This is a genomic window from Acinetobacter sp. YZS-X1-1 (genome assembly GCF_000804305.1).
Lineage (GTDB): Bacteria > Pseudomonadota > Gammaproteobacteria > Pseudomonadales > Moraxellaceae > Acinetobacter > Acinetobacter variabilis.
In genome coordinates this window covers 69,405-91,353 of record NZ_JWHB01000008.1, presented here as the reverse complement: position 1 = coordinate 91,353, position 21,949 = coordinate 69,405, and the positions used below count along the sequence as shown (strand labels likewise).

22 protein-coding genes and 2 tRNA genes are annotated in these 21,949 nt (G+C 42.0%); 14 read left to right on the top strand and 10 right to left on the bottom strand.

Going from position 1 to position 21,949, the window contains the following annotated elements:
• Window positions 1-51 precede the first annotated feature (51 nt).
• The 3 genes from lpdA to sucD all read left to right on the top strand — a co-directional run bounded on the left by lpdA (window position 52) and on the right by sucD (window position 3,738).
• Complete coding sequence (lpdA, locus tag RJ01_RS07020) at window positions 52-1,485, top strand: dihydrolipoyl dehydrogenase (protein ID WP_004782973.1); 1,434 nt, start codon at window positions 52-54, stop codon at window positions 1,483-1,485.
• A gap of 184 nt (window positions 1,486-1,669) precedes the next feature.
• On the top strand, window positions 1,670-2,836 hold the full coding sequence (gene sucC, locus RJ01_RS07015) for an ADP-forming succinate--CoA ligase subunit beta (protein ID WP_034170517.1): 1,167 nt from the start codon (window positions 1,670-1,672) through the stop codon (window positions 2,834-2,836).
• 11 nt (window positions 2,837-2,847) lie between these two features.
• Entirely contained in the window at window positions 2,848-3,738 is an 891-nt protein-coding gene (gene sucD, locus RJ01_RS07010; protein ID WP_005234623.1) for a succinate--CoA ligase subunit alpha, read from the top strand.
• A gap of 101 nt (window positions 3,739-3,839) precedes the next feature.
• On the opposite strand, the gene RJ01_RS07005 is transcribed toward sucD, so the two are convergent.
• The 3 genes from RJ01_RS07005 to RJ01_RS06995 all read right to left on the bottom strand — a co-directional run bounded on the left by RJ01_RS07005 (window position 3,840) and on the right by RJ01_RS06995 (window position 7,058).
• Complete coding sequence (locus RJ01_RS07005) at window positions 3,840-5,558, bottom strand: flotillin family protein (RefSeq protein WP_034170516.1); 1,719 nt, start codon at window positions 5,556-5,558, stop codon at window positions 3,840-3,842.
• Window positions 5,559-5,609: 51 nt separating this feature from the next.
• Window positions 5,610-6,245 (bottom strand): YqiJ family protein, encoded by a 636-nt coding sequence (locus RJ01_RS07000; RefSeq protein WP_005234626.1) that lies wholly within the window; start codon window positions 6,243-6,245, stop codon window positions 5,610-5,612.
• A gap of 270 nt (window positions 6,246-6,515) precedes the next feature.
• Window positions 6,516-7,058 carry a hypothetical protein gene (locus RJ01_RS06995; protein ID WP_034170515.1) on the bottom strand — a complete coding sequence of 181 codons (543 nt, stop codon included), beginning with the start codon at window positions 7,056-7,058 and terminating at the stop codon, window positions 6,516-6,518.
• A gap of 317 nt (window positions 7,059-7,375) precedes the next feature.
• Here RJ01_RS06995 and cysD point away from each other — a divergent pair, with 317 nt between their 5' ends.
• The 6 genes from cysD (at window position 7,376) to RJ01_RS06965 (ending at window position 11,837) form a co-directional block, all read left to right on the top strand.
• Window positions 7,376-8,290: a sulfate adenylyltransferase subunit CysD gene (cysD, locus tag RJ01_RS06990; protein WP_034170514.1), complete on the top strand. Its 915-nt coding sequence runs from the start codon at window positions 7,376-7,378 to the stop codon at window positions 8,288-8,290.
• A 150-nt stretch (window positions 8,291-8,440) separates the two neighbouring features.
• Window positions 8,441-10,054: a sulfate adenylyltransferase subunit CysN gene (gene cysN / locus RJ01_RS06985; protein WP_034170513.1), complete on the top strand. Its 1,614-nt coding sequence runs from the start codon at window positions 8,441-8,443 to the stop codon at window positions 10,052-10,054.
• Window positions 10,055-10,200: 146 nt separating this feature from the next.
• Window positions 10,201-10,467, top strand: coding sequence for a hypothetical protein (locus tag RJ01_RS06980; RefSeq protein ID WP_034170512.1), 267 nt, complete (start codon window positions 10,201-10,203; stop codon window positions 10,465-10,467).
• A gap of 254 nt (window positions 10,468-10,721) precedes the next feature.
• Complete coding sequence (locus tag RJ01_RS06975; RefSeq protein ID WP_034170511.1) at window positions 10,722-11,237, top strand: PadR family transcriptional regulator; 516 nt, start codon at window positions 10,722-10,724, stop codon at window positions 11,235-11,237.
• 9 nt (window positions 11,238-11,246) lie between these two features.
• Window positions 11,247-11,558 carry a DUF3861 domain-containing protein gene (locus RJ01_RS06970; protein WP_034170510.1) on the top strand — a complete coding sequence of 104 codons (312 nt, stop codon included), beginning with the start codon at window positions 11,247-11,249 and terminating at the stop codon, window positions 11,556-11,558.
• 18 nt (window positions 11,559-11,576) lie between these two features.
• Window positions 11,577-11,837 carry a DUF2798 domain-containing protein gene (locus tag RJ01_RS06965; RefSeq protein ID WP_034170509.1) on the top strand — a complete coding sequence of 87 codons (261 nt, stop codon included), beginning with the start codon at window positions 11,577-11,579 and terminating at the stop codon, window positions 11,835-11,837.
• Window positions 11,838-11,855: 18 nt separating this feature from the next.
• Here the strand turns inward: RJ01_RS06965 and RJ01_RS06960 are convergent, their stop codons facing one another.
• Both RJ01_RS06960 and RJ01_RS06955 read right to left on the bottom strand, forming a co-directional pair.
• Complete coding sequence (locus RJ01_RS06960; protein WP_034170508.1) at window positions 11,856-12,206, bottom strand: co-chaperone YbbN; 351 nt, start codon at window positions 12,204-12,206, stop codon at window positions 11,856-11,858.
• 24 nt (window positions 12,207-12,230) lie between these two features.
• On the bottom strand, window positions 12,231-12,671 hold the full coding sequence (locus RJ01_RS06955; RefSeq protein ID WP_034170507.1) for an N-acetyltransferase: 441 nt from the start codon (window positions 12,669-12,671) through the stop codon (window positions 12,231-12,233).
• 129 nt (window positions 12,672-12,800) lie between these two features.
• Here RJ01_RS06955 and RJ01_RS06950 point away from each other — a divergent pair, with 129 nt between their 5' ends.
• The 3 genes from RJ01_RS06950 (at window position 12,801) to RJ01_RS06940 (ending at window position 15,277) form a co-directional block, all read left to right on the top strand.
• A complete protein-coding gene (locus RJ01_RS06950; protein ID WP_034170506.1) occupies window positions 12,801-13,793 on the top strand; it encodes an NAD(P)H-quinone oxidoreductase in 993 nt (330 codons plus the stop codon).
• A gap of 238 nt (window positions 13,794-14,031) precedes the next feature.
• On the top strand, window positions 14,032-14,232 hold the full coding sequence (locus RJ01_RS06945; protein WP_004782944.1) for a hypothetical protein: 201 nt from the start codon (window positions 14,032-14,034) through the stop codon (window positions 14,230-14,232).
• A 139-nt stretch (window positions 14,233-14,371) separates the two neighbouring features.
• Complete coding sequence (locus tag RJ01_RS06940) at window positions 14,372-15,277, top strand: YafY family protein (protein WP_034170505.1); 906 nt, start codon at window positions 14,372-14,374, stop codon at window positions 15,275-15,277.
• 132 nt (window positions 15,278-15,409) lie between these two features.
• Here RJ01_RS06940 and RJ01_RS06935 read toward each other — a convergent pair.
• Window positions 15,410-15,495, bottom strand: a tRNA-Leu gene (locus RJ01_RS06935).
• An 11-nt stretch (window positions 15,496-15,506) separates the two neighbouring features.
• Window positions 15,507-15,580, bottom strand: a tRNA-Cys gene (locus RJ01_RS06930).
• A gap of 153 nt (window positions 15,581-15,733) precedes the next feature.
• On the opposite strand from RJ01_RS06930, the gene folD reads away from it, so the two are divergent.
• Window positions 15,734-16,582: a bifunctional methylenetetrahydrofolate dehydrogenase/methenyltetrahydrofolate cyclohydrolase FolD gene (gene folD, locus RJ01_RS06925; protein ID WP_005234671.1), complete on the top strand. Its 849-nt coding sequence runs from the start codon at window positions 15,734-15,736 to the stop codon at window positions 16,580-16,582.
• Window positions 16,583-16,846: 264 nt separating this feature from the next.
• A complete protein-coding gene (locus RJ01_RS06920; RefSeq protein ID WP_034170504.1) occupies window positions 16,847-17,515 on the top strand; it encodes a methyltransferase in 669 nt (222 codons plus the stop codon).
• Between the two features lie 56 nt (window positions 17,516-17,571).
• Here RJ01_RS06920 and RJ01_RS06915 read toward each other — a convergent pair whose 3' ends face one another.
• The 3 genes from RJ01_RS06915 to RJ01_RS06905 all read right to left on the bottom strand — a co-directional run bounded on the left by RJ01_RS06915 (window position 17,572) and on the right by RJ01_RS06905 (window position 21,669).
• Window positions 17,572-17,997 (bottom strand): hypothetical protein, encoded by a 426-nt coding sequence (locus tag RJ01_RS06915; protein ID WP_081402652.1) that lies wholly within the window; start codon window positions 17,995-17,997, stop codon window positions 17,572-17,574.
• Window positions 17,998-18,130: 133 nt separating this feature from the next.
• Window positions 18,131-19,483, bottom strand: a complete 1,353-nt coding sequence (locus RJ01_RS06910; protein ID WP_376738167.1) for an MFS transporter — start codon at window positions 19,481-19,483, stop codon at window positions 18,131-18,133.
• A gap of 356 nt (window positions 19,484-19,839) precedes the next feature.
• The gene (locus tag RJ01_RS06905; protein WP_034170502.1) at window positions 19,840-21,669 is read right to left on the bottom strand and encodes a phosphoenolpyruvate carboxykinase (GTP); all 1,830 of its coding nucleotides are present in this window, start codon (window positions 21,667-21,669) and stop codon (window positions 19,840-19,842) included.
• Between the last annotated feature and the right edge of the window lie 280 nt (window positions 21,670-21,949).

Here is a 21,949-nt window from a genome sequence, read left to right as displayed (position 1 = left end):
ATAAATCCATGGGTTTAGGGTGATCCTCTAGGCCCATTTTTGGAGAGAATAATGTCTCAACAATTCGATTTAGTTGTAATTGGTGGTGGCCCAGGTGGCTACGAAGCTGCAATTCGTGCTGCACAGCTTGGTTTTAAAGTTGCATGTATTGAAAAACGTATTCATAAAGGTAAACCTTCTTTAGGCGGTACTTGCTTAAACGTCGGTTGTATTCCTTCTAAAGCACTTCTAGATTCTTCTCACCGTTATGAAGATACTGTTAAGCATTTAGATGACCACGGTATTACAACGGGTGAAGTTGCTTTCGATTTGTCTAAAATGCTGGCGCGTAAAGACAAAGTCGTTGAGCAATTGACTGGTGGCGTTGCACAGTTACTTAAAGGTAATGGCATCGAATGGTTACAGGGTACTGGTAAATTACTTGCTGGTAAAAAAGTTGAGTTCGTACCGCATGAAGGCGAAACTCAGGTTTTAGAGCCTAAATATGTCATTCTTGCATCTGGTTCTGTACCAGTAAATATTCCTGTCGCTCCTGTAGATCAAGACCTGATCGTGGACTCAACTGGTGCGCTTGAATTCCCAGAAGTGCCTAAACGTCTTGGTGTGATCGGTGCTGGTGTAATCGGTCTTGAACTTGGTTCAGTATGGCGTCGTCTCGGTGCGGAAGTTGTTGTATTTGAAGCAATGGACGCATTCTTGCCAATGGCTGACAAAGCATTAGCAAAAGACTACCAAAAATTACTGACCAAACAAGGTCTTGATATCCGTATCGGTGCGAAAGTTTCTGGTACTGAAGTTAATGGTCGTGAAGTGACTGTTAAATACAGCCAAGGCGGCGAAGACAAAGAACAGACTTTCGATAAGCTGATCGTTTGTGTGGGTCGTCGTGCTTATGCTGAAGGCCTATTGGCTGAAGATTCAGGTATCAAACTGACTGAGCGTGGTCTGGTTGAAGTAAACGACTGGTGTGCAACTTCTGTTGAAGGCGTATACGCAATCGGTGACTTAGTACGTGGTCCAATGCTTGCACATAAAGCAATGGAAGAAGGCGTAATGGCTGTTGAACGTATCCACGGTCATGCTGCTCAAGTGAACTATGACACTATCATTTCTGTCATCTACACTCATCCGGAAGCGGCTTGGGTAGGTTTAACAGAAGAGCAAGCCAAAGAAAAAGGTCATGAAGTGAAAACTGGTCAATTCGGTTTTGCTGTAAATGGTCGTGCTTTGGCGGCTGGTGAAGGTGCAGGTTTCGTGAAGTTTGTTGCTGATGCAAAAACTGACCGTCTACTAGGTATGCACGTGATTGGACCTGCTGCGTCTGATATCGTTCACCAAGGTATGATTGCACTTGAGTTTGTATCTTCAGTTGAAGATCTACAGTTGATGACGTTTGGTCACCCAACATTCTCTGAAGTCGTACATGAAGCTGCTCTTGCAGTCGATGGTCGTGCGATTCACGCGATCCAACGTAAGCGTAAGTAATTCTTCAAAGAGCGGCTCCGGCTGCTCTTTTTACATTTGATGGTTGTTTTTGAATGAATAATCATCTAAAAATAAAGATAAGTAAAATTTAAGATCCAAAAATACCAATATTGATTGATGTGAACCAAGAAATATTGGGAATACGTGTAATAACAAAGTCAAATAAGTAGTAAAAGGTTAATCAATGAATTTACATGAGTATCAAGCAAAAGCGTTATTAAAAAAATATGGGATGCCTGTACAAGAAGGTATTCTTGCTACCAATGCTGAAGAAACAGTACATGCTTTTGAGCAGCTTGGTGGGAAGTTTGCAGTATTAAAAGCGCAGGTTCACGCAGGTGGTCGTGGCAAAGCGGGTGGGGTAAAAGTGGTAAAGTCGGCTGAAGAAGCAGCTGAATATGCCAATCAGATTATTGGTTCACGTTTAGTGACCTATCAAACCGATGCAAATGGTCAGCCAGTCAATAGTATTTTGGTGTCTGAAGATGTTTATCCGGTTGAACGTGAACTTTATTTAGGTGCGGTGGTTGACCGTTCTAGCCGTCGTATTACTTTTATGGCATCTACTGAAGGTGGTGTCGAAATTGAAAAAGTTGCAGAAGAAAATCCTGAAAAAATCATTAAAGTGGAAGTTGATCCTTTAGTAGGGTTATTGCCATTTCAGGCGCGTGAAGTGGCGTTTGCACTTAAGTTAAAAGATAACCAGATCAACCAATTTGTCAAAGTCATGACAGCTGCTTACCAAGCTTTTGTCGAAAATGATTTTGCTTTATTTGAAATTAACCCGCTCTCTGTACGTGAAAATGGTGATATTCTTTGTGTCGATGCCAAAGTCGGCATTGATTCGAATGCACTGTATCGCCTGCCTGAAGTCGCAGTTTTACGTGATAAATCACAAGAAAATGAGCGTGAGCTGAAAGCGTCTGAATTTGATTTGAACTATGTAGCGTTAGAAGGCAATATCGGTTGTATGGTCAATGGTGCCGGTCTTGCGATGGCAACCATGGACATTATCAAGCTTTATGGTGGTCAGCCAGCTAACTTCCTGGATGTGGGTGGTGGTGCAACCAAAGAGCGTGTAATTGAAGCATTTAAAATTATCTTGGCAGATTCTTCTGTACAAGGTGTCTTGATTAATATTTTTGGTGGAATTGTACGTTGTGACATGATTGCTGAAGCAATTATTGCAGCGGTTCAGGAGGTAAATGTCACTGTGCCTGTCGTTGTTCGTCTTGAAGGGAACAATGCAAAGCTTGGTGCCAAGTTACTGGATGAATCTGGTTTGAAATTGATTTCTGCAAATGGCCTGGCCGATGCTGCAGAAAAAATTGTTGCTGCAGTAAAAGCTTAAGGAGTATCACAATGAGCGTATTAATTAATAAAGACACCAAAGTTTTAGTCCAAGGCTTTACAGGCAAGAACGGTACATTCCACTCTGAACAGGCTATTGCCTACGGCACTAAAGTTGTTGGTGGAGTAACACCGGGTAAAGGTGGTCAATCACATCTGGATCTGCCAGTATTTAATACTATGCGTGAAGCGGTGCAAGAAACTCAAGCTGATGCTTCTGTGATTTATGTGCCTGCACCTTTTGTACTTGATTCTATTGTAGAAGCTGTTGACTCAGGTATTGAGCTGATCGTTGTGATTACTGAAGGTGTACCAACACTGGATATGCTGAAAGCCAAACGTTATTTGGAAACCAATGGTAATGGCACGCGTCTGATTGGTCCAAACTGTCCGGGTATCATTACGCCAGGCGAGTGTAAGATCGGGATTATGCCGGGTCATATTCACCAGCCAGGTAAGATCGGCATTATCTCACGTTCAGGTACTTTAACTTATGAAGCGGTTGCACAAACCACTAAATTAGGTCTTGGACAGTCTACATGTATCGGGATCGGTGGTGATCCGATTCCAGGCATGAACCAGATTGATTGCTTGAAACTGTTCCAGGAAGATCCACAAACTGAAGCCATTATCATGATTGGTGAAATTGGCGGTACTGCTGAGGAAGAAGCAGCTGAGTATATTCAGTCACATGTGACCAAGCCAGTGGTAGGTTATATCGCCGGTGTCACAGCGCCGAAAGGTAAGCGTATGGGTCACGCAGGTGCCATCATTTCCGGCGGTAAAGGAACTGCTGAAGAGAAGTTTGCAGCCTTTGAACGCGCGGGAATGGCGTATACACGTAGTCCTGCTGAGCTGGGTTCAACCATGCTTCAGGTCTTGAAAGAAAAAGGTTTAGCTTAATTTATTAAGCTGATAAAAAGCCCTCACTCTTGAGGGCTTTTTTATAATTGCTGTAAAAGAAAATTAAAGTCTAACTAAATGATAATTCGAAAATTGAGTATTTAGCTATCTACACCAGCTTTAGCTTTCAGGCTTTGGGTCAGCCCATTGATGTCACCGCCCTGAATGCCTAATTCATTCATCAGACTATCAATCAAAGGTGCCTGGCTACGATAACGCAAAGCACTATTCACCACCTGATCGGAGAGGGCAACATTGCTGCCTTCATGATGGGCATCTGCCTGACAAGAACCCGCATGTGTGCCATGTAAACCATTGACTTGCAAAATCTTGATGTCATCAATGTTTTCCATAGGCTTAACACTTTCACGAATGATTTCAGGCAGGTATTTCAGCATGGCTAGGCGGATTTGCATTTCCACCTGTTCAGATGACAGTACATTATTTGCTTCATTCACTGCACGGGTACCTTCAGCATCGACCTGATACTGTTTCTCCATCGCTTGAGCAAGTAAGACTTTGGCATCCGCTTCACCTTTGGCTTTCAGGCGAACTTTTTCAGCTTCGGCTTCAGCGGCAATACGAACCGCTTCTGCATCGTCGGCTGCTGCCTGCTTTCCAGCTTCAGCTGCAACGGTAATAGCAATTGCATCTTTCTCAGCCTGTTCTTTGGCTGCCACCAGTTCAACCGCTTTTTGACGTTCAGCTTGCTGGATCTGACGGACAGTGACGACTTCTTCTTCCGCTTTAACCGCTTGAGCACGTGCCTGATCAGCTAAAGCTTTGGCTTCAGATTCAGCACGGGATTTTTCTGCAATTGCAATCGCACGATCCTGCTCAGCTAGTTCGATAGTTTTCTTCTGTTCAACTTGGGCTTTTTGAATAAGCTGAGCTTTCTGAATGTTTTCATTTTCGACATCACGAGCCGCCAAAATACGTTTCAGTTCTACTTCACGTTCAGCAGCAATACGGGCTTCTTCTGCTTCACGTTTTTTTGCAGCTTCCTGAGCTGCAATTTCGGCTAACTGTTCTGCGCGGCGAATGGAAATTTCACGTTCCTGTTGCAGTTTGGCATATTCTTCTTCACGGATAATTTGTAGACGTGCTTGCTCGGCTTCCAGATTTTTGGCTTTAATGGCCAGATCTGTATCCTGTTCAATATGATTACGCTTACGGCGACGATCTTCAATCGTTTCAGTGAGTTTGGTCAAACCTTCAGCATCGAAAGCATTTTGCGGATTAAAGTATTTAAAGCCAGTTTGATCTAAGCCAGTTAAAGAAACAGTTTCAAGCTCCAGACCATTTTTGTGCAGATCTTCAGATACCACTTGCTGTACTTTTTGTACGAAGTCGACCCGTTTTTCATGTAGTTCTTCCATGGCCATTTCAGCAGCTACCGCACGTAAAGAGTCGACAAATTTGCCTTCCACAAGATTTTTCAATTCATTTGGCGACATGGTTTTTTGACCAAGAGTTTGTGCTGCAGTTGCAATCGAATCGGCAGTTGGCTTAACGCGTACGTAAAATTCAGCCATTACATCGACACGCATGCGATCACGGGTAATCAAGGCCTGATCATCGGCACGGCGGACTTCCAGACGTAGGGTATTCATATTCACTGGAATGATTTCATGTAGCACTGGTAGCACCAAAGCTCCGCCGCCTAAAATTACTTTTTCACCACCCCAACCGGTACGTACAAAGGAAATCTCTTTACTGGAACGACGGTATAAACGTGCAATGATTAATCCGAAGGTGACTAGGCCAACGAATATAATCCCCGCAATAGTCAAAACATTATATAAATCAAAATTTAGCATTGTTATAAAGTCTCTTTGGGCAAGCTTGATTTTTATAGGAAATTGGTTTAATTAAAGTTCAATAGCCTGAAAGCCATTTTTAGTTTTTTGAGTCAGAACCACTGTCTGACCTTGATTAAATATTTCATTGCGTTCAGGTTCGACCAGCACATAATGGGTCTTACCATGCTGATCCTGAACTTTGGCCTGAGCAGGGGAGTTAGCTTTGGCATCTCCCAGAATAATGGTAGCGGTTCGTCCGATCAGTTCATCGCTATAGATCGCGATGGTTTCATCCTGAGGCAGAATTTTGGCAGCAAGCACGGACAGCCCACGTACAATCGGCATGCATAAAAATAAACAGGCAGGGGAAATAATCCATGCATTTAAAAGCTGGCTGGTAAATCGTTCGAACAGGCCTTGGATTAATAATCCGCTCAGACCATAACTGGTCAGGAAAATAATGAGCCAGATAAAGAGAGGCAGGCGACCCAGATAAAGCCAGTCGAATACTTTATTGAGCAGGCCAGTATGCTGATCAACACCTACTTCCGGGTGAAGCGGTTCTTCAGGCAGAAATTGTTCGAACATATTTTGGGAGCCGCCTCCCAGCATCAGCAAGACACATTCCAAGGCAGCAAACATCAGCATCAGACTTAAACTGATACTAAATACAATGTTGGAAGGATGAGTGAACAGTTCCCACATGAATTTCTGTCTCTAATTATGGTTTTATAGAAATTTTATGACCCTGTTAAAGATAACAGTTATTAATAAAATTGTAAGTAAAAAACAACAAAAATCCCTATCGGGATAACTTGATAAAACTAATATTTAACAACATATGATGTATTTTTCTTAGCTACAAATAAATGTCGACTATTTATATAGGTGAGCGAATCTGAGGATTTATCTAAAGAATAGAAAAGCAATTGATGTATGTCTGCTTTTCTATTCCTATATAGATGTATAAAAAAACTAAAGGATGGCGGTCTGGATACGGACTTTCATTTCTAGGGCTTGTTGCAGGATATAGCTCTTCATCCATTGCACCTGTTCGCCCATTGGATTGGTTTTTACTGCAGTCTCCAGAAATTTAAGTTCAGGCTGATTAAATAGTTGTTCGTCGAGAGCCTGTTCCAATACCTGAGTATTTGCAGACAAAGGTAAGGTCACCAAGAAGAATGCTTTAGGATAGTTATAGAAAGCATAAAGCAGGTTAAAAGCCTTTTGATCGCCTCTCAGATTGCCGGCACCTATTTCGTAACCTGCCTGCTGGTTGCTATAAGTCATACCGAGCAGGTATTCCCATTGACCATTCAGCTTACGCAGGCCAAACTGCACGCCAATCTGATCCGTTGTCAGTTCATGCTGGATATAAATATTTAATGGACTGCCATCTTCAGTATAGGGTTCCTGAAGAACCAAAATATGTTGCTGGTGCTGGTAAATAAAAACGGCAAGTTTTACCTGTTCCAGACGGGATTTTAAAGTATCTAAATCAAATTCGTTATAAGGCATACATAGTTTATAAATTGGAAGAACTAATCCTACTCTAATTTTTTTTCACCACGATGTGAACTTTCCGTTTAGATGATTAATATATCATTTCATTGCTAAAAGTAATCTTCCAGAGTGCTTTGACTAAACAATCAATTGTCTTTATTTAGCTAAGCTATCAGATTCATAAAAACTGATAGTTGATATTAGTGAATTTTTATATGACGTTTTAATATATGAATATCACAAAACAAGCAATCGTTATGAGAAGTTAATCACTATAATGAATATAAATTTTATAAAGTGTAATAAGTACACGTGTAATACGCAGGTTGTCCATGTCATTAAATGAGGAAAGACTTACTCATCTTAAACAGCTTGAAGCTGAGAGTATTCACATCATTCGCGAAGTTGCTGCCGAGTTTGAAAATCCGGTTATGCTTTATTCAATCGGTAAAGATTCAGCAGTCATGCTGCATTTAGCACTGAAAGCGTTTTATCCTGCAAAACTTCCATTCCCGCTACTTCATGTAGATACCGGCTGGAAATTCAAAGACATGATCAAGTTCCGTGACAACATGGCCAAAGAACATGGCTTTGATCTGATCGTGCATCAGAACAAAGAAGGTCGTGATGCGGGCGTAAACCCATTTGACTATGGTAGCTCTAAATATACTGACATTATGAAAACCCAAGGCTTGAAACAGGCTTTGGATAAATATCAGTTTGATGCTGCTTTCGGTGGTGCACGTCGTGACGAAGAAAAATCACGTGCCAAAGAACGTGTTTATTCATTCCGTGACTCTAAACACCGTTGGGATCCGAAAAACCAGCGCCCAGAACTTTGGAACCTTTACAATGGTAAAGTGAACAAAGGCGAAAGTATTCGCGTATTCCCATTGTCTAACTGGACTGAGCTGGACATCTGGCAATATATCTATCTTGAAAATATCAAACTTGTTCCATTGTACTTAGCTGCTGAACGTCCAGTCGTTGAGCGTAATGGTACGCTGATTATGGTTGATGATGAGCGTATGCGCCTGAATCCAGGCGAAGTGCCACAAATGAAATCGGTTCGTTTCCGTACTTTAGGTTGTTACCCTCTGACTGGTGCAGTTGAATCAACTGCAACAACTTTACCGGAAATTATCCAGGAAATGCTTTTAGCGACCACATCTGAACGTCAAGGCCGTATGATCGACCATGATGAAGCAGGTTCGATGGAAAAGAAAAAGCAGGAAGGTTACTTCTAAGAATCTTGAGAAATCTCCCCCTAACCCCCTCTTTGATAAAGAGGGGGAACTCCTGAAAGGAAACGGAGGAAAGTCCTCCTTTAGTAAAGGAGGATTTAGGTGGATTTGAAGATTAGAAACGATTTCAACGTATTTGTGGAGCTATGAGCGATGTCTCACCAATCAGAACTTATTAGCCAAGACATTTTGGCTTATTTGAAACAGCACGAAAATAAAGACTTATTGCGTTTCCTGACCTGCGGTAACGTGGATGATGGTAAATCAACCCTGATCGGTCGTCTGCTTTATGATTCAAAACTGATTTATGAAGATCAGCTGCAAGCGGTTACCCGTGACTCTAAAAAAGTCGGTACGACTGGCGATGCACCTGACCTTGCACTTCTTGTAGATGGTCTGCAAGCTGAACGTGAGCAGGGTATTACAATCGATGTGGCTTACCGTTATTTCTCTACTGAAAAACGTAAGTTCATCATTGCCGACACCCCGGGACACGAGCAATATACCCGTAATATGGCGACAGGTGCGTCGACTGCGGATCTTGCCATCATCCTAATCGATGCGCGTTACGGTGTTCAGACTCAAACACGTCGTCACTCATTCATTGCGAGCCTGTTAGGTATTCGTAATATCGTGGTTGCAGTGAACAAGATGGACCTAGTTGAATTCTCTGAAGCACGCTTCAATGAAATTCTGGCTGAGTACAACAAGTTCGTGGATCAGTTGGGCGATCGTAAACCTGAAAATATTATTTTCACACCGATTTCTGCGTTGAACGGTGATAACGTGGTAAACAAATCACCAAATACGCCGTGGTACCAAGGTCAAACCTTAATGGAGACGTTGGAAACTGTAGAAATTACGCGTAATACCAGCAAAGATGAATTCCGTTTCCCAGTTCAGTATGTAAACCGTCCTAACCTCGACTTCCGTGGTTTCTGCGGAACGATCGCACTGGGTGAAGTGAAAGTTGGTGATGAAATTGTTGCGCTGCCATCTGGCAAGAAATCGACAGTAAAAGAAATCGTCACTTTTGATGGCAATCTGGATCATGCTGTAGCTGGTCAAGCTGTTACGTTAACACTGAATGATGAGATTGATATTTCACGTGGTAACGTGTTGGTAAAAGCTGGCGAACAACCACTGATTTCACGTTCTGCTCGTGCATCTGTGGTATGGATGAACGATCAGCCGCTTGTCGTTGGCAAACTTTATAACGTGAAGTTTGGTACTCAAACTATCCCTGCGAAAGTTGCGCAAATTAACTACCGTACCAATGTCAATACATTGGAAAAACTACAAGTTGAGCAACTGGATCTGAATGCGATTGCTGACGTGACTATCGAATTTGATGCGCCAGTGGTATTTGACCGTTATCAAGACAGCCGTTACACAGGTTCATTCATCTTCATCGACCGTCTAAGCAACGTGACGGTTGGTGCGGGTATGGTTGAAGCTGCAGTGGAATGGACTGCACATAACGAGCCTGTCACTGCTGAAGCACGTGCTGCACGTTTAGGTCAAAAACCTGCCGCAGTCACTGTCACTGCTAAAGCGCTAGAAAATGCTCAAGCACTTGAAAGCCTGTTGATTCAACAAGGTGTAGTTGCAATTGCGAAAGCGGGTCTGACTGCTGAACAGGTTGCGCTTGTTCGTGAAACTGGTGTAGTAGTGATTACTGACCTTACAGAAGGTACAGATGTGACTTACACAGCCGATGCAGTTGAAGAACTGGCTGAGAAAGTTGTGGAATTGGTTCGTCTATAAGGCTGGACTGATTTAAGAAAAACCCGCTGTAAGGCGGGTTTTTTATTGTCTGAATTTTGATTGTTTGAAAATCATTCGAATAATAAAAATGTGATCTTTCAATTTATTCGCTGCTTTATACAATGCTCCGTAGATGGGGGGAGTGTATGAAAAAATTATTATTACTAGTTGGACTATGTGTAGCTTTTGGGGCTGAAGCAAAGCAGAGCAGCCAAGGTGTAGAAGCAATTAAACAGAAGATTATTAAGGAATCTATTGAGAGCTATCCGGGCAATTGTCCATGTCCTTATAATACTGCACGTAATGGCAGTCGTTGCGGTAAACGGAGTGCTTATAATCGTGCTGGAGGTTATGCGCCACTTTGCTATCCGGAAGATGTCAGTGATCGGATGGTGAGTGAATATAAAAGTTAAAATTTAAGTTGAGGCACTAAGATTATAAATCATCTATTTTTATACATTTAGATAAGACAGTAACTATACAAAAGGTTCCTAGTTAAGTGTTGTAATCTCAACTGAGAAAATGGCTTTATAAAGAAGGATGTTTTTCACAAGTATTTCGTGCCTATTTTTCTTCTTAAATTTAACTTTTATTGCTTCACTTGAAATAAATTCAATATTATCTATGATAAGATATATCTTAATTAAATTTAAGATATATCTTTGTTATGTCTAAAACACCTCATTCTGTCTTAACAGAAGAACGAGAAAGTCCCGCAAAACCTCGTAAACGCCTCTTTGAAGCAGGTGAAATGAAACTGCTCGTGCTGCATTTTATTGCTCAAGCGCCTAAGTACAGTTATGACATTATCAAAGATGTTGCTGCTTTGGTTGGGGGGGACTATAAACCGAGTACAGGCACGATCTGCCCGACGATTAACTATCTTGAAGAACAGCAATATACCCAAGTGGTTATGAGTGCTGATGAACGCAAGCAATACCACATTACAGGCAAAGGCCGTGAACATCTTAAAGATAGTCAGGAAACCCTAGAAAAAGTGCTTAGCCGTTTTGAAACCCGTCGCCGTATTCAAGAAGATGAGCGCTATATCGATATCCATAATTCAATGGAAAACCTGAAAGCTTCACTACGATTCAAACTGCAAAATGAACTTCGTCCAGAGCAGCTCAGTGATATTGCTGCCCAGATTGAACAGGCTGCAAACAATATCCGTCAACTATAGGAGCAGGGTATGAAACAACATCAATATGAAGTGACTATTAAACATCTGGCTGATGCTCAGGGTAATCCATCAACCTATACTGAGGAGCTACAGTTTCAGATGGGTAATCACGATGACATCTTTAAAATACTGGAAAAACTTCAAGCCAGTCAGTTGCTGGATTCGGAAAGCACCAAGGCATTTACTGTTGGTTTAAAACTGTTTAGTGAAGTCATGCTGGAAAATAAAGATTTGCCACTCTTCAAGGAATTCATGCCGCAATTTGCCCAGTTTATGAAATCCCTGAAACAGACAGTTAAAGCGCAAAGTGAAGGAAAGTAAGTATTCTAAAGGTCGTTTATGAAAAAAAATCTCCCAAAATTTCACCCAAAACATCTGAACTGGTTAATGCCCTTGATTCTTTCCGGCATTATGAGTGGCGCGATTTCCTGTTTTAACATGCTGCTGAATAAAGGCTGGAGCAATGCGTTTATCTCGCTATGGTTTCATGCTTGGGGACTGTCATGGCTGGTGGCATTTCCACTGATTCTACTTGTCTTGCCGCTGGTACGTAAATTCCTGATACAATTTGTGCAGATGCCAGATCAATCTGCTAAATAAAAGATTGATCCGCTTGAATCAGTCGGAATCGGATGATTCATTTAGAAATTGAAATAAAATAGATTTCATTTCAGTTAGGCTTTTCACACCAGCAATACGGTGAATAATCTGTCCATTTTTAAAGATCAGGGTAGAGGGTAAGCCATAGACGTTATAGCGTAAGGTCAGAATCGGTGATTGATCGACATTGATTTTACCGAACTTAATTTCTGGATCATGCCTAGCATATTGTGTTGCCAGTGCCTCAAAAACTGGAAAATTCTGTACACAGGGCTTGCACCAGTCAGCATAGAACCGGATCACAGTAAGGCCTTCAAACCATTCGAAGTCACTGTAATTATCTTCATTGTAGGTGATGACTGCTGACATGAATTTGCTCTCATCATTTCAGAATTAAGATTTAAACCAGCTCATAGTGAGTTCAGCCCGACCGGTATTCTCATCGATTCCTTGATTGATCATTTTAAAACCCTGCTTTTGGTAAAAATGAACTGCTGATGTATTTGCAGCATAGACATTTAAATGCAGCTGATTACATTGCTGTTTTAAGAAATTAACTAAACAGCGGCCATAGCCAGCACCTTGTTGCTCTGGATCAATGAAAAGCGCAGCTAAGACATTTTCCGATTTTAATAACGAAACAAAGCCAAGCACCGTATGATTTTCTTTAAGGACATAGTTTTCTGCTAAGGGTAAATATAAATATCGCATTGGAAGCAGCTGATTTTCCCAATAACTAGCAGGAATAAAATCATGTGCCTTTAAAGAAGCTTTGAACCAGATTTCAAGAATAGCGTCGATATCCTCTGTTTTCGCTTTTGTAATTATTGTCATCAGTGGTCTTATATCAATTTACTAAATAGGCAGCTGATTATACATAAGTCCATGCTGCTTCAATCCATAACATTTCTATGTTCAAATAAGTTCGAAAAATACGAAACGTGAATATTAGGGAAAGAATCCATGAAGCAACATAGCATGCAACAAGTCATCATTACAGAACCGGGTGGTGTAGAGAAACTCGCTTATGAAACCGTTGCCATCCCTGAACCTAAAGCAGACGAAGTGCTAGTTAAGGTACATGCTTTCGGGATTAACCGTCCGGATATCTTGCAGCGTCAAGGCTTGTATCCAATGCCTAAGGGAGTGACTCCGGTACCGGGTCTGGAAGTTGCCGGTGAAGTGGTTGCAGTCGGGAGTAAAGTAAGCCAGTTTAAAGTAGGTGACAAAGTCTGTGGTCTGACCAATGGCGGTGGTTATGCAGAATATTGCGTCGTGCCTGAAAGCCAGGCTTTAAACATTCCTGAAGGCGTGAGCTTTGTACAGGCTGCGGCGATTCCAGAAACCTTTTTCACTGTATGGGCAAATGTGTTCCAGATGGGTAAGGCCAAGGCAGGAGAGACTGTACTGATTCATGGCGGAACTAGCGGGATTGGAACCACAGCCTTAATGCTGTGCAAATCATTAGGCATCAAAACCTTTGCGACAGCAGGCAGTGATGAAAAAATCCAGGCGATTTCACATCTGACCACAGGAATCAATTACAAGACCCAAGACTTTGAGCAGGTCATCAATGAAGCTACGGATAATGCTGGTGTAGATGTGATTCTGGATATGGTGGGTGCACCGTACCTGGAGAAAAACCTGAATCTGCTGCGTCGTGATGGCCGTCTGGTGTATATCGCCTTCCTGGGTGGTGCTAAGGCTAAGGATGTAAAATTGGGTCAAATCATGATGAAACGTTTGACCATTACCGGCTCCACCATGCGTGCACGCAATACGGCTGAGAAAGCTGAAATTGCCCAAGGTCTGAAAGAGCATGTGGCACCACTCTGGGCAAAAGGTGAATGTTTACCGATGATCTATCAAACCTTCAAATTTGACCAAATTCAGGATGCGCATGCAACGATGGATACGGGTGAACATATTGGTAAGATTGTGGTGGAAATCATCTAATTATTCTTGTGATAGAAATACTAAAAGCCAACTTTTGTTGGCTTTTATTTTGCATAAAAAAACGATAACTAATTTAAATTAATTGCTTGAAATAGGGATATAAATTTTAAAACACGGTAAAAAGTGTCGATTGTTCGACACAACCTGTCAAAACCGAGGAGTAAATTAGCGCTTAAATATAATCTGACTAAATTGTTTGGTATTAGATGAAATGTCACGTATTAAAAGGAAGTATATTATGAAGATAGTGTCGACCCCCTATACGCATGAACATGGCTTTCGTGCATTGAAGCGTTTGCATAAAGCGATTATCCGTAATCAGTTACTTCGTTCCGACTTACACAAGCTGTATCAAGCCATGTTGCATCTGGAACGCTATATGGAACGGCTGAGCCACTCAGCACCGAAACCACACTACAAACGTCGTAAAAAATCTTAAAAAACACCTTGCCTATTAGCCTTAAGTTGAAGTGAATAACTCTAATCTCCTTTTTATTTGGCTGTATAATTTCCCCATAATTTAAAAATTCTAAGCAGATGATTCATTGTGCTGCACAAGCGGCATGAAGAGGGTATTTATGAAGGGCAATGCGTCAACGCATGAGCGCCTCGCAGACCGTTTGGCAAATATTTTAACCAAACTTAATATAGGGCATCAGTTGAGTGTGCAGGAGCTGGCACGAGAATTTCAGGTCAGCACCCGTACCATTGAGCGTGATCTTGTTCGTCTGAATGCGTATTTACCGCTCATACAGGATGAAAATACCAAACGCTATTATCTTGAGCCTTCATATTTAGGGCGTTTCAAGTTACAGGATATCCAGAATTTTGCACAGTTGTCCGGAATCAGTGAGCTGTATCCGGCACTGGATATGTCTTTTATTCGTGAATTGTTGGATGAGCGGGCAAATCAGGTATTTTCGGCAAAAGGCTATTATTTTGAAGATGCCAAACAGTTTGCCGAGCATTTCAAGTTGCTTGCAGGGGCGATCTATAAACGGCAGCAGATTGAGCTGCAATATTCCGATCAAGCACGAATCATCCAGCCATACCGGTTGATTCATCATCATGGCATCTGGTATCTGGCCGGTGTCACTGAAGCTGAGCTTAAAACCTATCGTTTAAGTCAGTTGCAGGAAGTTAAACTGGTTTTTGAAAATGAAAGCTTTGAGCATGATCCTGAAGTTCTGAAAATGCTGGCAGATGAAGACAGCATCTGGTTTGGCCAGCAAAAACAGCAGGTTTTGATGAAGGTGCAACCTGAAGTCACGGTATTTTTTAAAGAGCGCCGTTTATTTCCGGAACAGCAGATCGAACAGGAATCAGAGTCTGGAGAATTGTTGATTAGTTGTCAGATTCGTCATGAAATGCAGTTGCTGCCACTGGTACGTTACTGGCTACCACATGTAAAGATCATTGAACCGATTCATTTTCAGGAAAAACTGGAACAGGATCTGGAAGGTTATTTACGCTCTGCTGGATAATATTTTGAAAGCAGAGCAGGTTGGTGAATACTAATAAGACTCTATTAAGAATTAGATTTAGCAAATTTCAGGCATAAAAAAAACCAGCTTTCGCTGGGTTCTTTATTTACACCATCTTCAGTAGTAGAAGAATGGTGCCCGAGGCCAGACTCGAACTGGCACGCTTTGTGGGCGGGGGATTTTAAATCCCCTGTGTCTACCGATTTCACCACTCGGGCTTTAACAAGATTGGAGGCGGAGGTCGGAATCGAACCGGCGTCCACGGAGTTGCAGTCCGCTGCATGACCACTCTGCCACCCCGCCGCGTCTTGTTGATGCGTATATTATCAAGCTCTGAAAAAAAAACAATAGGATATTCATTTGTATGCGCATAAAAACAGCATATGGCGGAAAATATTCAGAATTATCATGTAGAATGTGCAAAATTGATTCATATCAACACTTGGGAGAAGTGCCGTGGCATTAGTTCTAGACGGTCGTGCATTGGCGAAGCAAATTGAAGCTGACTTGTTAACTCGCGTAGAAGCGTTAAAAGCAAAATCAGGTCGTACTCCAATTCTTGCGACTATTTTGGTGGGTGACGATGGCGCATCTGCAACTTATGTGCGTATGAAAGGTAATGCTTGCCGCCGTGTTGGTATGGATTCATTAAAAGTTGAGCTTCCAAAAGAAACAACTACTGAAGAATTGCTGGCTGAAATTGAAAAGTTGAATGCAAATCCAGATGTTCACGGTATTCTGTTACAACATCCGGTTCCTGCACAAATTGATGAACGTGCTTGTTTCGATGCAATCTCGCTTGAAAAAGATGTAGATGGTGTGACTTGCCTGGGTTATGGTCGTATGGCGATGGGTGAAGCAGCTTACGGTTCTGCAACGCCTGCAGGTATCATGACCATCCTGAAAGAAAATAATATTGAAATCGCAGGTAAACATGCGGTAGTGGTTGGTCGTTCTGCGATTTTAGGTAAACCAATGGCAGCAATGTTACTTGAGGCGAATGCTACTGTGACCATTTGTCATTCACGTACTCAAAACCTGCCTGAATTTGTAAAACAGGCTGACATCATTGTAGGTGCAGTAGGTAAAGCAGAACTGATCCAGAAAGACTGGATCAAACCGGGTGCCGTTGTTGTTGATGCTGGCTTCCACCCACGTGATGGCGGCGGTGTTGGCGATATTGAATTAGTCGGTATCGAAGAAATCGCTTCTGCTTATACCCCAGTTCCGGGTGGTGTAGGTCCTATGACAATCACCACGCTGATTCGTCAAACTGTAGAAGCTGCTGAGAAGGCTTTGGGTTAATTGAAATTTAATTAGTTACGGCGGAGTCGTATCGTTGTGACTATTAAGATGCAAGAAGTTCATTTGTTACTTTTGTTTCGGCAAAAGTAACCAAAACCATTTGTCATTCGCAGAACTCGTCATATTTCTTTTGCGTGGTTGATGTGTCGCAAAAACAGGACGAATTAGATTTCAGTCTGCCTCGAACAGCTGCGAATGACGTGGTCATGTATCCGATTAATGTATAAATTCCAATAAAGATATTTTCGCATCAAGGCTTTCTTCATGAGCTGTACTGTCCAATTTCCTAAAGCCCCTAAGCATCTGCTTCAAGCCTTACACCAAGTCATTCCCAATTGTGAACTAACGGCGCAACAAGTGCCGGAAACACCGATTTCACTCTGGCTGATTCCACCAGTTTTTCCGACAGACAAACTTGACGATGAAGTGATTCGCCGGATCTGGAATGATACGCCATACTGGATCTTCTGCTGGGCATCTGGACTGGCCATGGCACAATGGCTGCTGGTTGAACCGCATCATGTCAAAGACAAGGTAGTGCTGGATTTTGGTGCGGGTTCCGGTGTAGTTGCGATTGCTGCGAAAATGGCAGGAGCCAAGCGGGTGATCTGTTGCGATATCGATCAGGTCAGTCTGAATGCCTGTCGTGCCAATGCTGAGCTAAATGATGTTGAGCTGGAATATCTGGATGATCTCTATAAAACAGAACAGGTGGATATACTGCTAGCGGCTGACGTGCTTTATGATCAGTGTAACCGCTTCTTTCTGGATGAATTCCTGAAATTTGCACCCGAGGTCTGGGTTGCAGACAGCCGGGTTAAAAACTTTAGTCATCCACAATATCTCAAACTGGATGAACGCAGTGCAACCACCTGGCCAGATCTGGATGAATCACCCGAATTTCGCAATGTTAGCTTCTATCGAACCAAATAAAACACAAGAGTTAAAAAATAAAAAAGGGCATCAAGCCCTTTTTTTATGCTCTGTTTTTATGAGCAGGTATAACGAATCACACGTACAGTGGTAGGGCGGGCATCTAATGCCTCTCGGGCACCTGGATTTTCACTGTTATATAAATCAGGTGTATTACTCAAGCTGATCTGGGTACGACTATCCCCGAGTTGACGGCCATACTGAACCTGTTCTGGAGTTGGGTTAACTATTTCCTGACTATTGATAATCTGGATATTATAGTTTTTAGAGGTTCCAAGAACTTGTCTGCAAGCAGCTTGTAATCTGTTTTCATCCTGACTTGGTCGTCCTGCTAATGTGTAGCTTAAGGTCGCAGTATTTTCTGAACGTTCCAGGACTTCATATCCGGTCTGACCGTTAAATTGTTGAGGTGCCGTCTGACATGCTGTCAGGCCTAAAGTGCCGATAGTTAAGCCGAGTAAAAAAACTGTTTTTTTCATCATGATGATTTCCCGTATTTTTATCAGACAAGTATGCCATAGCAACGAAATAGCGGAATGGCAGTAAACATAAAATTCCAATAAAAAAGCTTTCCGAATGTTTCCATCCGGAAAGCTCCTAGAGCAATACAGCTACTTAGTCATCAGTAATCATGCTGTGCTTTTTAGTGTCTTTCATAAAGACATAAGTCAGCAGTGACAGGCCAATCATAAAAGTAATGTAATAGAAGAAGTAGTTTTCATGGCCGGCATTTTTAAAGCTTAAAGCCACCAGTTCTGCTGTACCCCCAAATAGGGTGTTGGCAATCGCATAAGGCAAAGCTACGCCTAAGGCACGGATGTGGGCAGGGAATAGCTCAGCTTTTACTACGGCATTAATCGCTGTGTAACCAGTTACAATTACCATACCGCTCATACACAGCATGAATGCTGTAGTTGGGTTGGTAGTTGAGCCTAAGCCATTAAAAATAGGAATGGTAAAGAGTACACCAAGCACACCAAAAGCAATCATGATTGGCTTGCGGCCAATTTTGTCAGAGAGTGCACCCACAACTGGTTGCAATAACATGAATACAAAGATTGCAAGGGTAGTAATTTCAGTAGCAGTAGTTTTTTCAAAACCTGAAGTGTTCACCAGATATTTCTGCAAATAGGTAGTGAATGTGTTGAAAGCTAAAGTACCACCTGCAGTCAGCATGATCACGGTAAATGCCTGTTTTGGGTATTTAGTGAATAAAGCTAAGGCACCGGATTTAGGACCACCTTTTTTCGCCTGTTCAACGGCCTGTTTTGAAGATTGTGTTTCTACCAGACCGCGACGGATCCAGAACACTACAATTGCCAGGAATGCACCGATCAGGAAGGGAATGCGCCAGCCCCATTCAGTGAGTTGTGCTTCAGTCAAAGCGCGTTGTAGGAAAATCAGTACACACAGTGCCAATAGTTGACCTGAGATCAGGGTCACATACTGGAAGCTTGAGTAGAAACCACGGTGATTTTTACCTGCCATTTCGGTTAAGTAGGTGGCACTTGAACCGTATTCACCCCCTACACTCAGACCTTGTAATAAACGAGCAAATAACAGCAGCGCAGGGGCGAGCATGCCCACTGAATCATAGGTGGGTGCACAGGCGATAATCAGGGAACCGACACACATCAAAGATACAGAAAGTGTTAAACCGGCTTTACGACCTTTGCGGTCAGCGTAAATTCCCATAATCCATGCGCCAATCGGACGCATCAAGAAACCAAGTGCGAATACAGCAGCAGCCTGAAGGAGCTTGACAGTATTGTCACCATCAGGGAAGAACTGTGAAGCGAAATATAAGGTAAAAGCTGCATAAACATACCAGTCGTACCATTCGACCAGATTACCTGCAGAACCACCGAGAATAGATTTAACCCGTGTTTTACGGTCAAGCTGCGGTGTAGCAGCTTCAGGAAGTGGCTGATTCACAACATTGCTCCAAAGGAATGCTGTAAAACACATCTTTTTTAAATTTTCATTGCTATAAAATCTAAAAAGTTATGTTTTAGTGAGAGAGAAAGTGAGGAGATTTCATATACTTATACGCCTCCAAGTTTTCTGTTTTTATAGGACTTTAGTCTTAATAAATAATGGAATTTTCAAATATTTTTATAAAACATATATTTACCATTTGTTTAGAGTAATTGCTTGATTTTTATATTGGATTAACTGGTTAAATGATGTTCTTTGAGGAGATTAATAAACAGTGAATGTGGTTTTTATTTAGATGTAAAACAAATTAAAAGATTTGCTTTAACCTTGCCTTAAAATAATAAAAAAAGGCCGCTTACGCGACCTTTTTAAAATTAAATCAGCAATTAAGCAGATTTAACCGCTTCAAGAAGTTCAGCTTGGCGTTTTTTCAACGCTTCTGGCAGACGATCACCTAATTTGTTGAACAATTCAGTGTGGCTTTCAAGTTCTTTGATCCATTGATCTTTGTCTTGAGAAGTTACCAGGTCAAACTGTTCTTTAGTGAAATCAGAACCAGTCCAGTTGAGCTGTTCGTAAGTAGGTACACGGCCGATTGGAGTTTCAACAGCATCAGCACGACCTTCACAGCGATCGATGATCCACTCAAGAACACGCATGTTTTGACCGAAACCAGGCCATACGAAGTTGCCTTCAGCATCACGACGGAACCAGTTCACGTTGTAGATACCAGGAAGCTTGTTACCAGCAGCAGCAGCTTTCTCGCCAACTTTCTCACCCATTTCTAACCAGTGAGTGAAGTAGTCAGCCATGTTGTAGCCAGCAAATGGAAGCATCGCAAATGGGTCGCGACGAACGATGCCTTGTTGACCAACAGCAGCAGCAGTTGTTTCAGAACCCATGGTGGCAGCTTTATAAACACCATCAACCCAGTCAAATGCTTCTGAAATTAGAGGCACTGTGTCTGCACGGCGACCACCGAAGATGAACGCAGAAATTGGAACACCTGCTGGATTTTCCCAATCCGCATCGATAGAAGGGCATTGACCAGCAGAAACTGTGAAACGAGCGTTCGGATGAGCCGCTTTTTCTTCGCCAGTGTGTGGTTGACCTTTCCAGTTAGTCAGATTCGCAGGTGCTTCTTTAGTCAGACCTTCCCACCAAACTTCACCGTTGTCAGCCACAGCAACGTTTGTATAGATTACGTCTTTATGAAGAGTTGCCATACAGTTCGGATTCGTTTTGGTATTTGTACCAGGAGCTACACCGAAGAAACCAGCTTCAGGGTTGATTGCATATAAACGACCATCTTCACCTGGTTTGATCCAGGCAATATCGTCACCTACAGTTTCAATTTTCCAACCTTCATAACCTGCTGGTGGAATCAGCATCGCGAAGTTTGTTTTACCACAAGCAGATGGGAATGCAGCTGCGATGTAATGTTTTTCGCCTTTAGGGTTAGTCACGCCAAGGATTAGCATATGTTCAGCTAACCAGCCTTGTTGACGACCCATATAAGATGCAATACGTAAAGCCAGGCATTTTTTACCTAACAATGCGTTACCGCCGTAACCAGAACCAAATGACCAGATTTCACGAGTTTCTGGGTAGTGCACGATGTATTTTTCTTTGTTGCAAGGCCAAGCAACATCTTTTTGACCTTCTTCAAGTGGTGCACCCACAGTGTGTACGCAAGGAACAAATTCACCATCTGTCCCTAGAACGTCATAAACAGCTTTACCCATACGAGCCATTTTAGACATGCTGACTGCCACATAAGGAGAGTCAGTTAATTCGATACCGATGTGCGCAATGTGTGAACCCAAAGGACCCATAGAGAATGGAACCACATATAGGGTACGACCTTTCATTGAACCATCAAACAGACCATTCAATTTTTCGCGCATAACTGCTGGATCTTCCCAGTTATTGGTCGCGCCAGCATCTTCTTTATTTGCAGAACAGATAAAAGTACGGTCTTCAACACGAGCAACGTCAGAAGGATCAGAATTTGCAAGATAAGAACCAGGATGTTTCTCTTGGTTAAGCGCTTGCATTGTGCCGTTAGCGATCATCAAGTCGATATAACGTTGATATTCTTCTGCGCTACCGTCACACCATTCAATTTTTGCTGGTTTTGTTAATTTAGCAATTTCTTCCACCCATGCAATAAGCTTAGGGTGACGAACGAATTCTGGTGCGTTCACTTGGGTCATGGTGAGGCCTATCTCAAATGTGTACAAAATTTTGTACAAAGTACAATCTGGTCAATAAAATACTGGCCAGATGAAATATGAAAAAAAGTGGCTGTATTAAAGCATAAAATCATCAAAAAAATAAGACTAAAGAAGTGCTGGATTTTATTTGGAATATTATGCTATTTTCTGTTTAAATTTATATAAAACAATAAGATATAAATAAAATCAAAATCTTAAATATGTATTTATTATCTTTATGCGTGGTATTTATTTTAATTATTTATATTTGAATCAAATA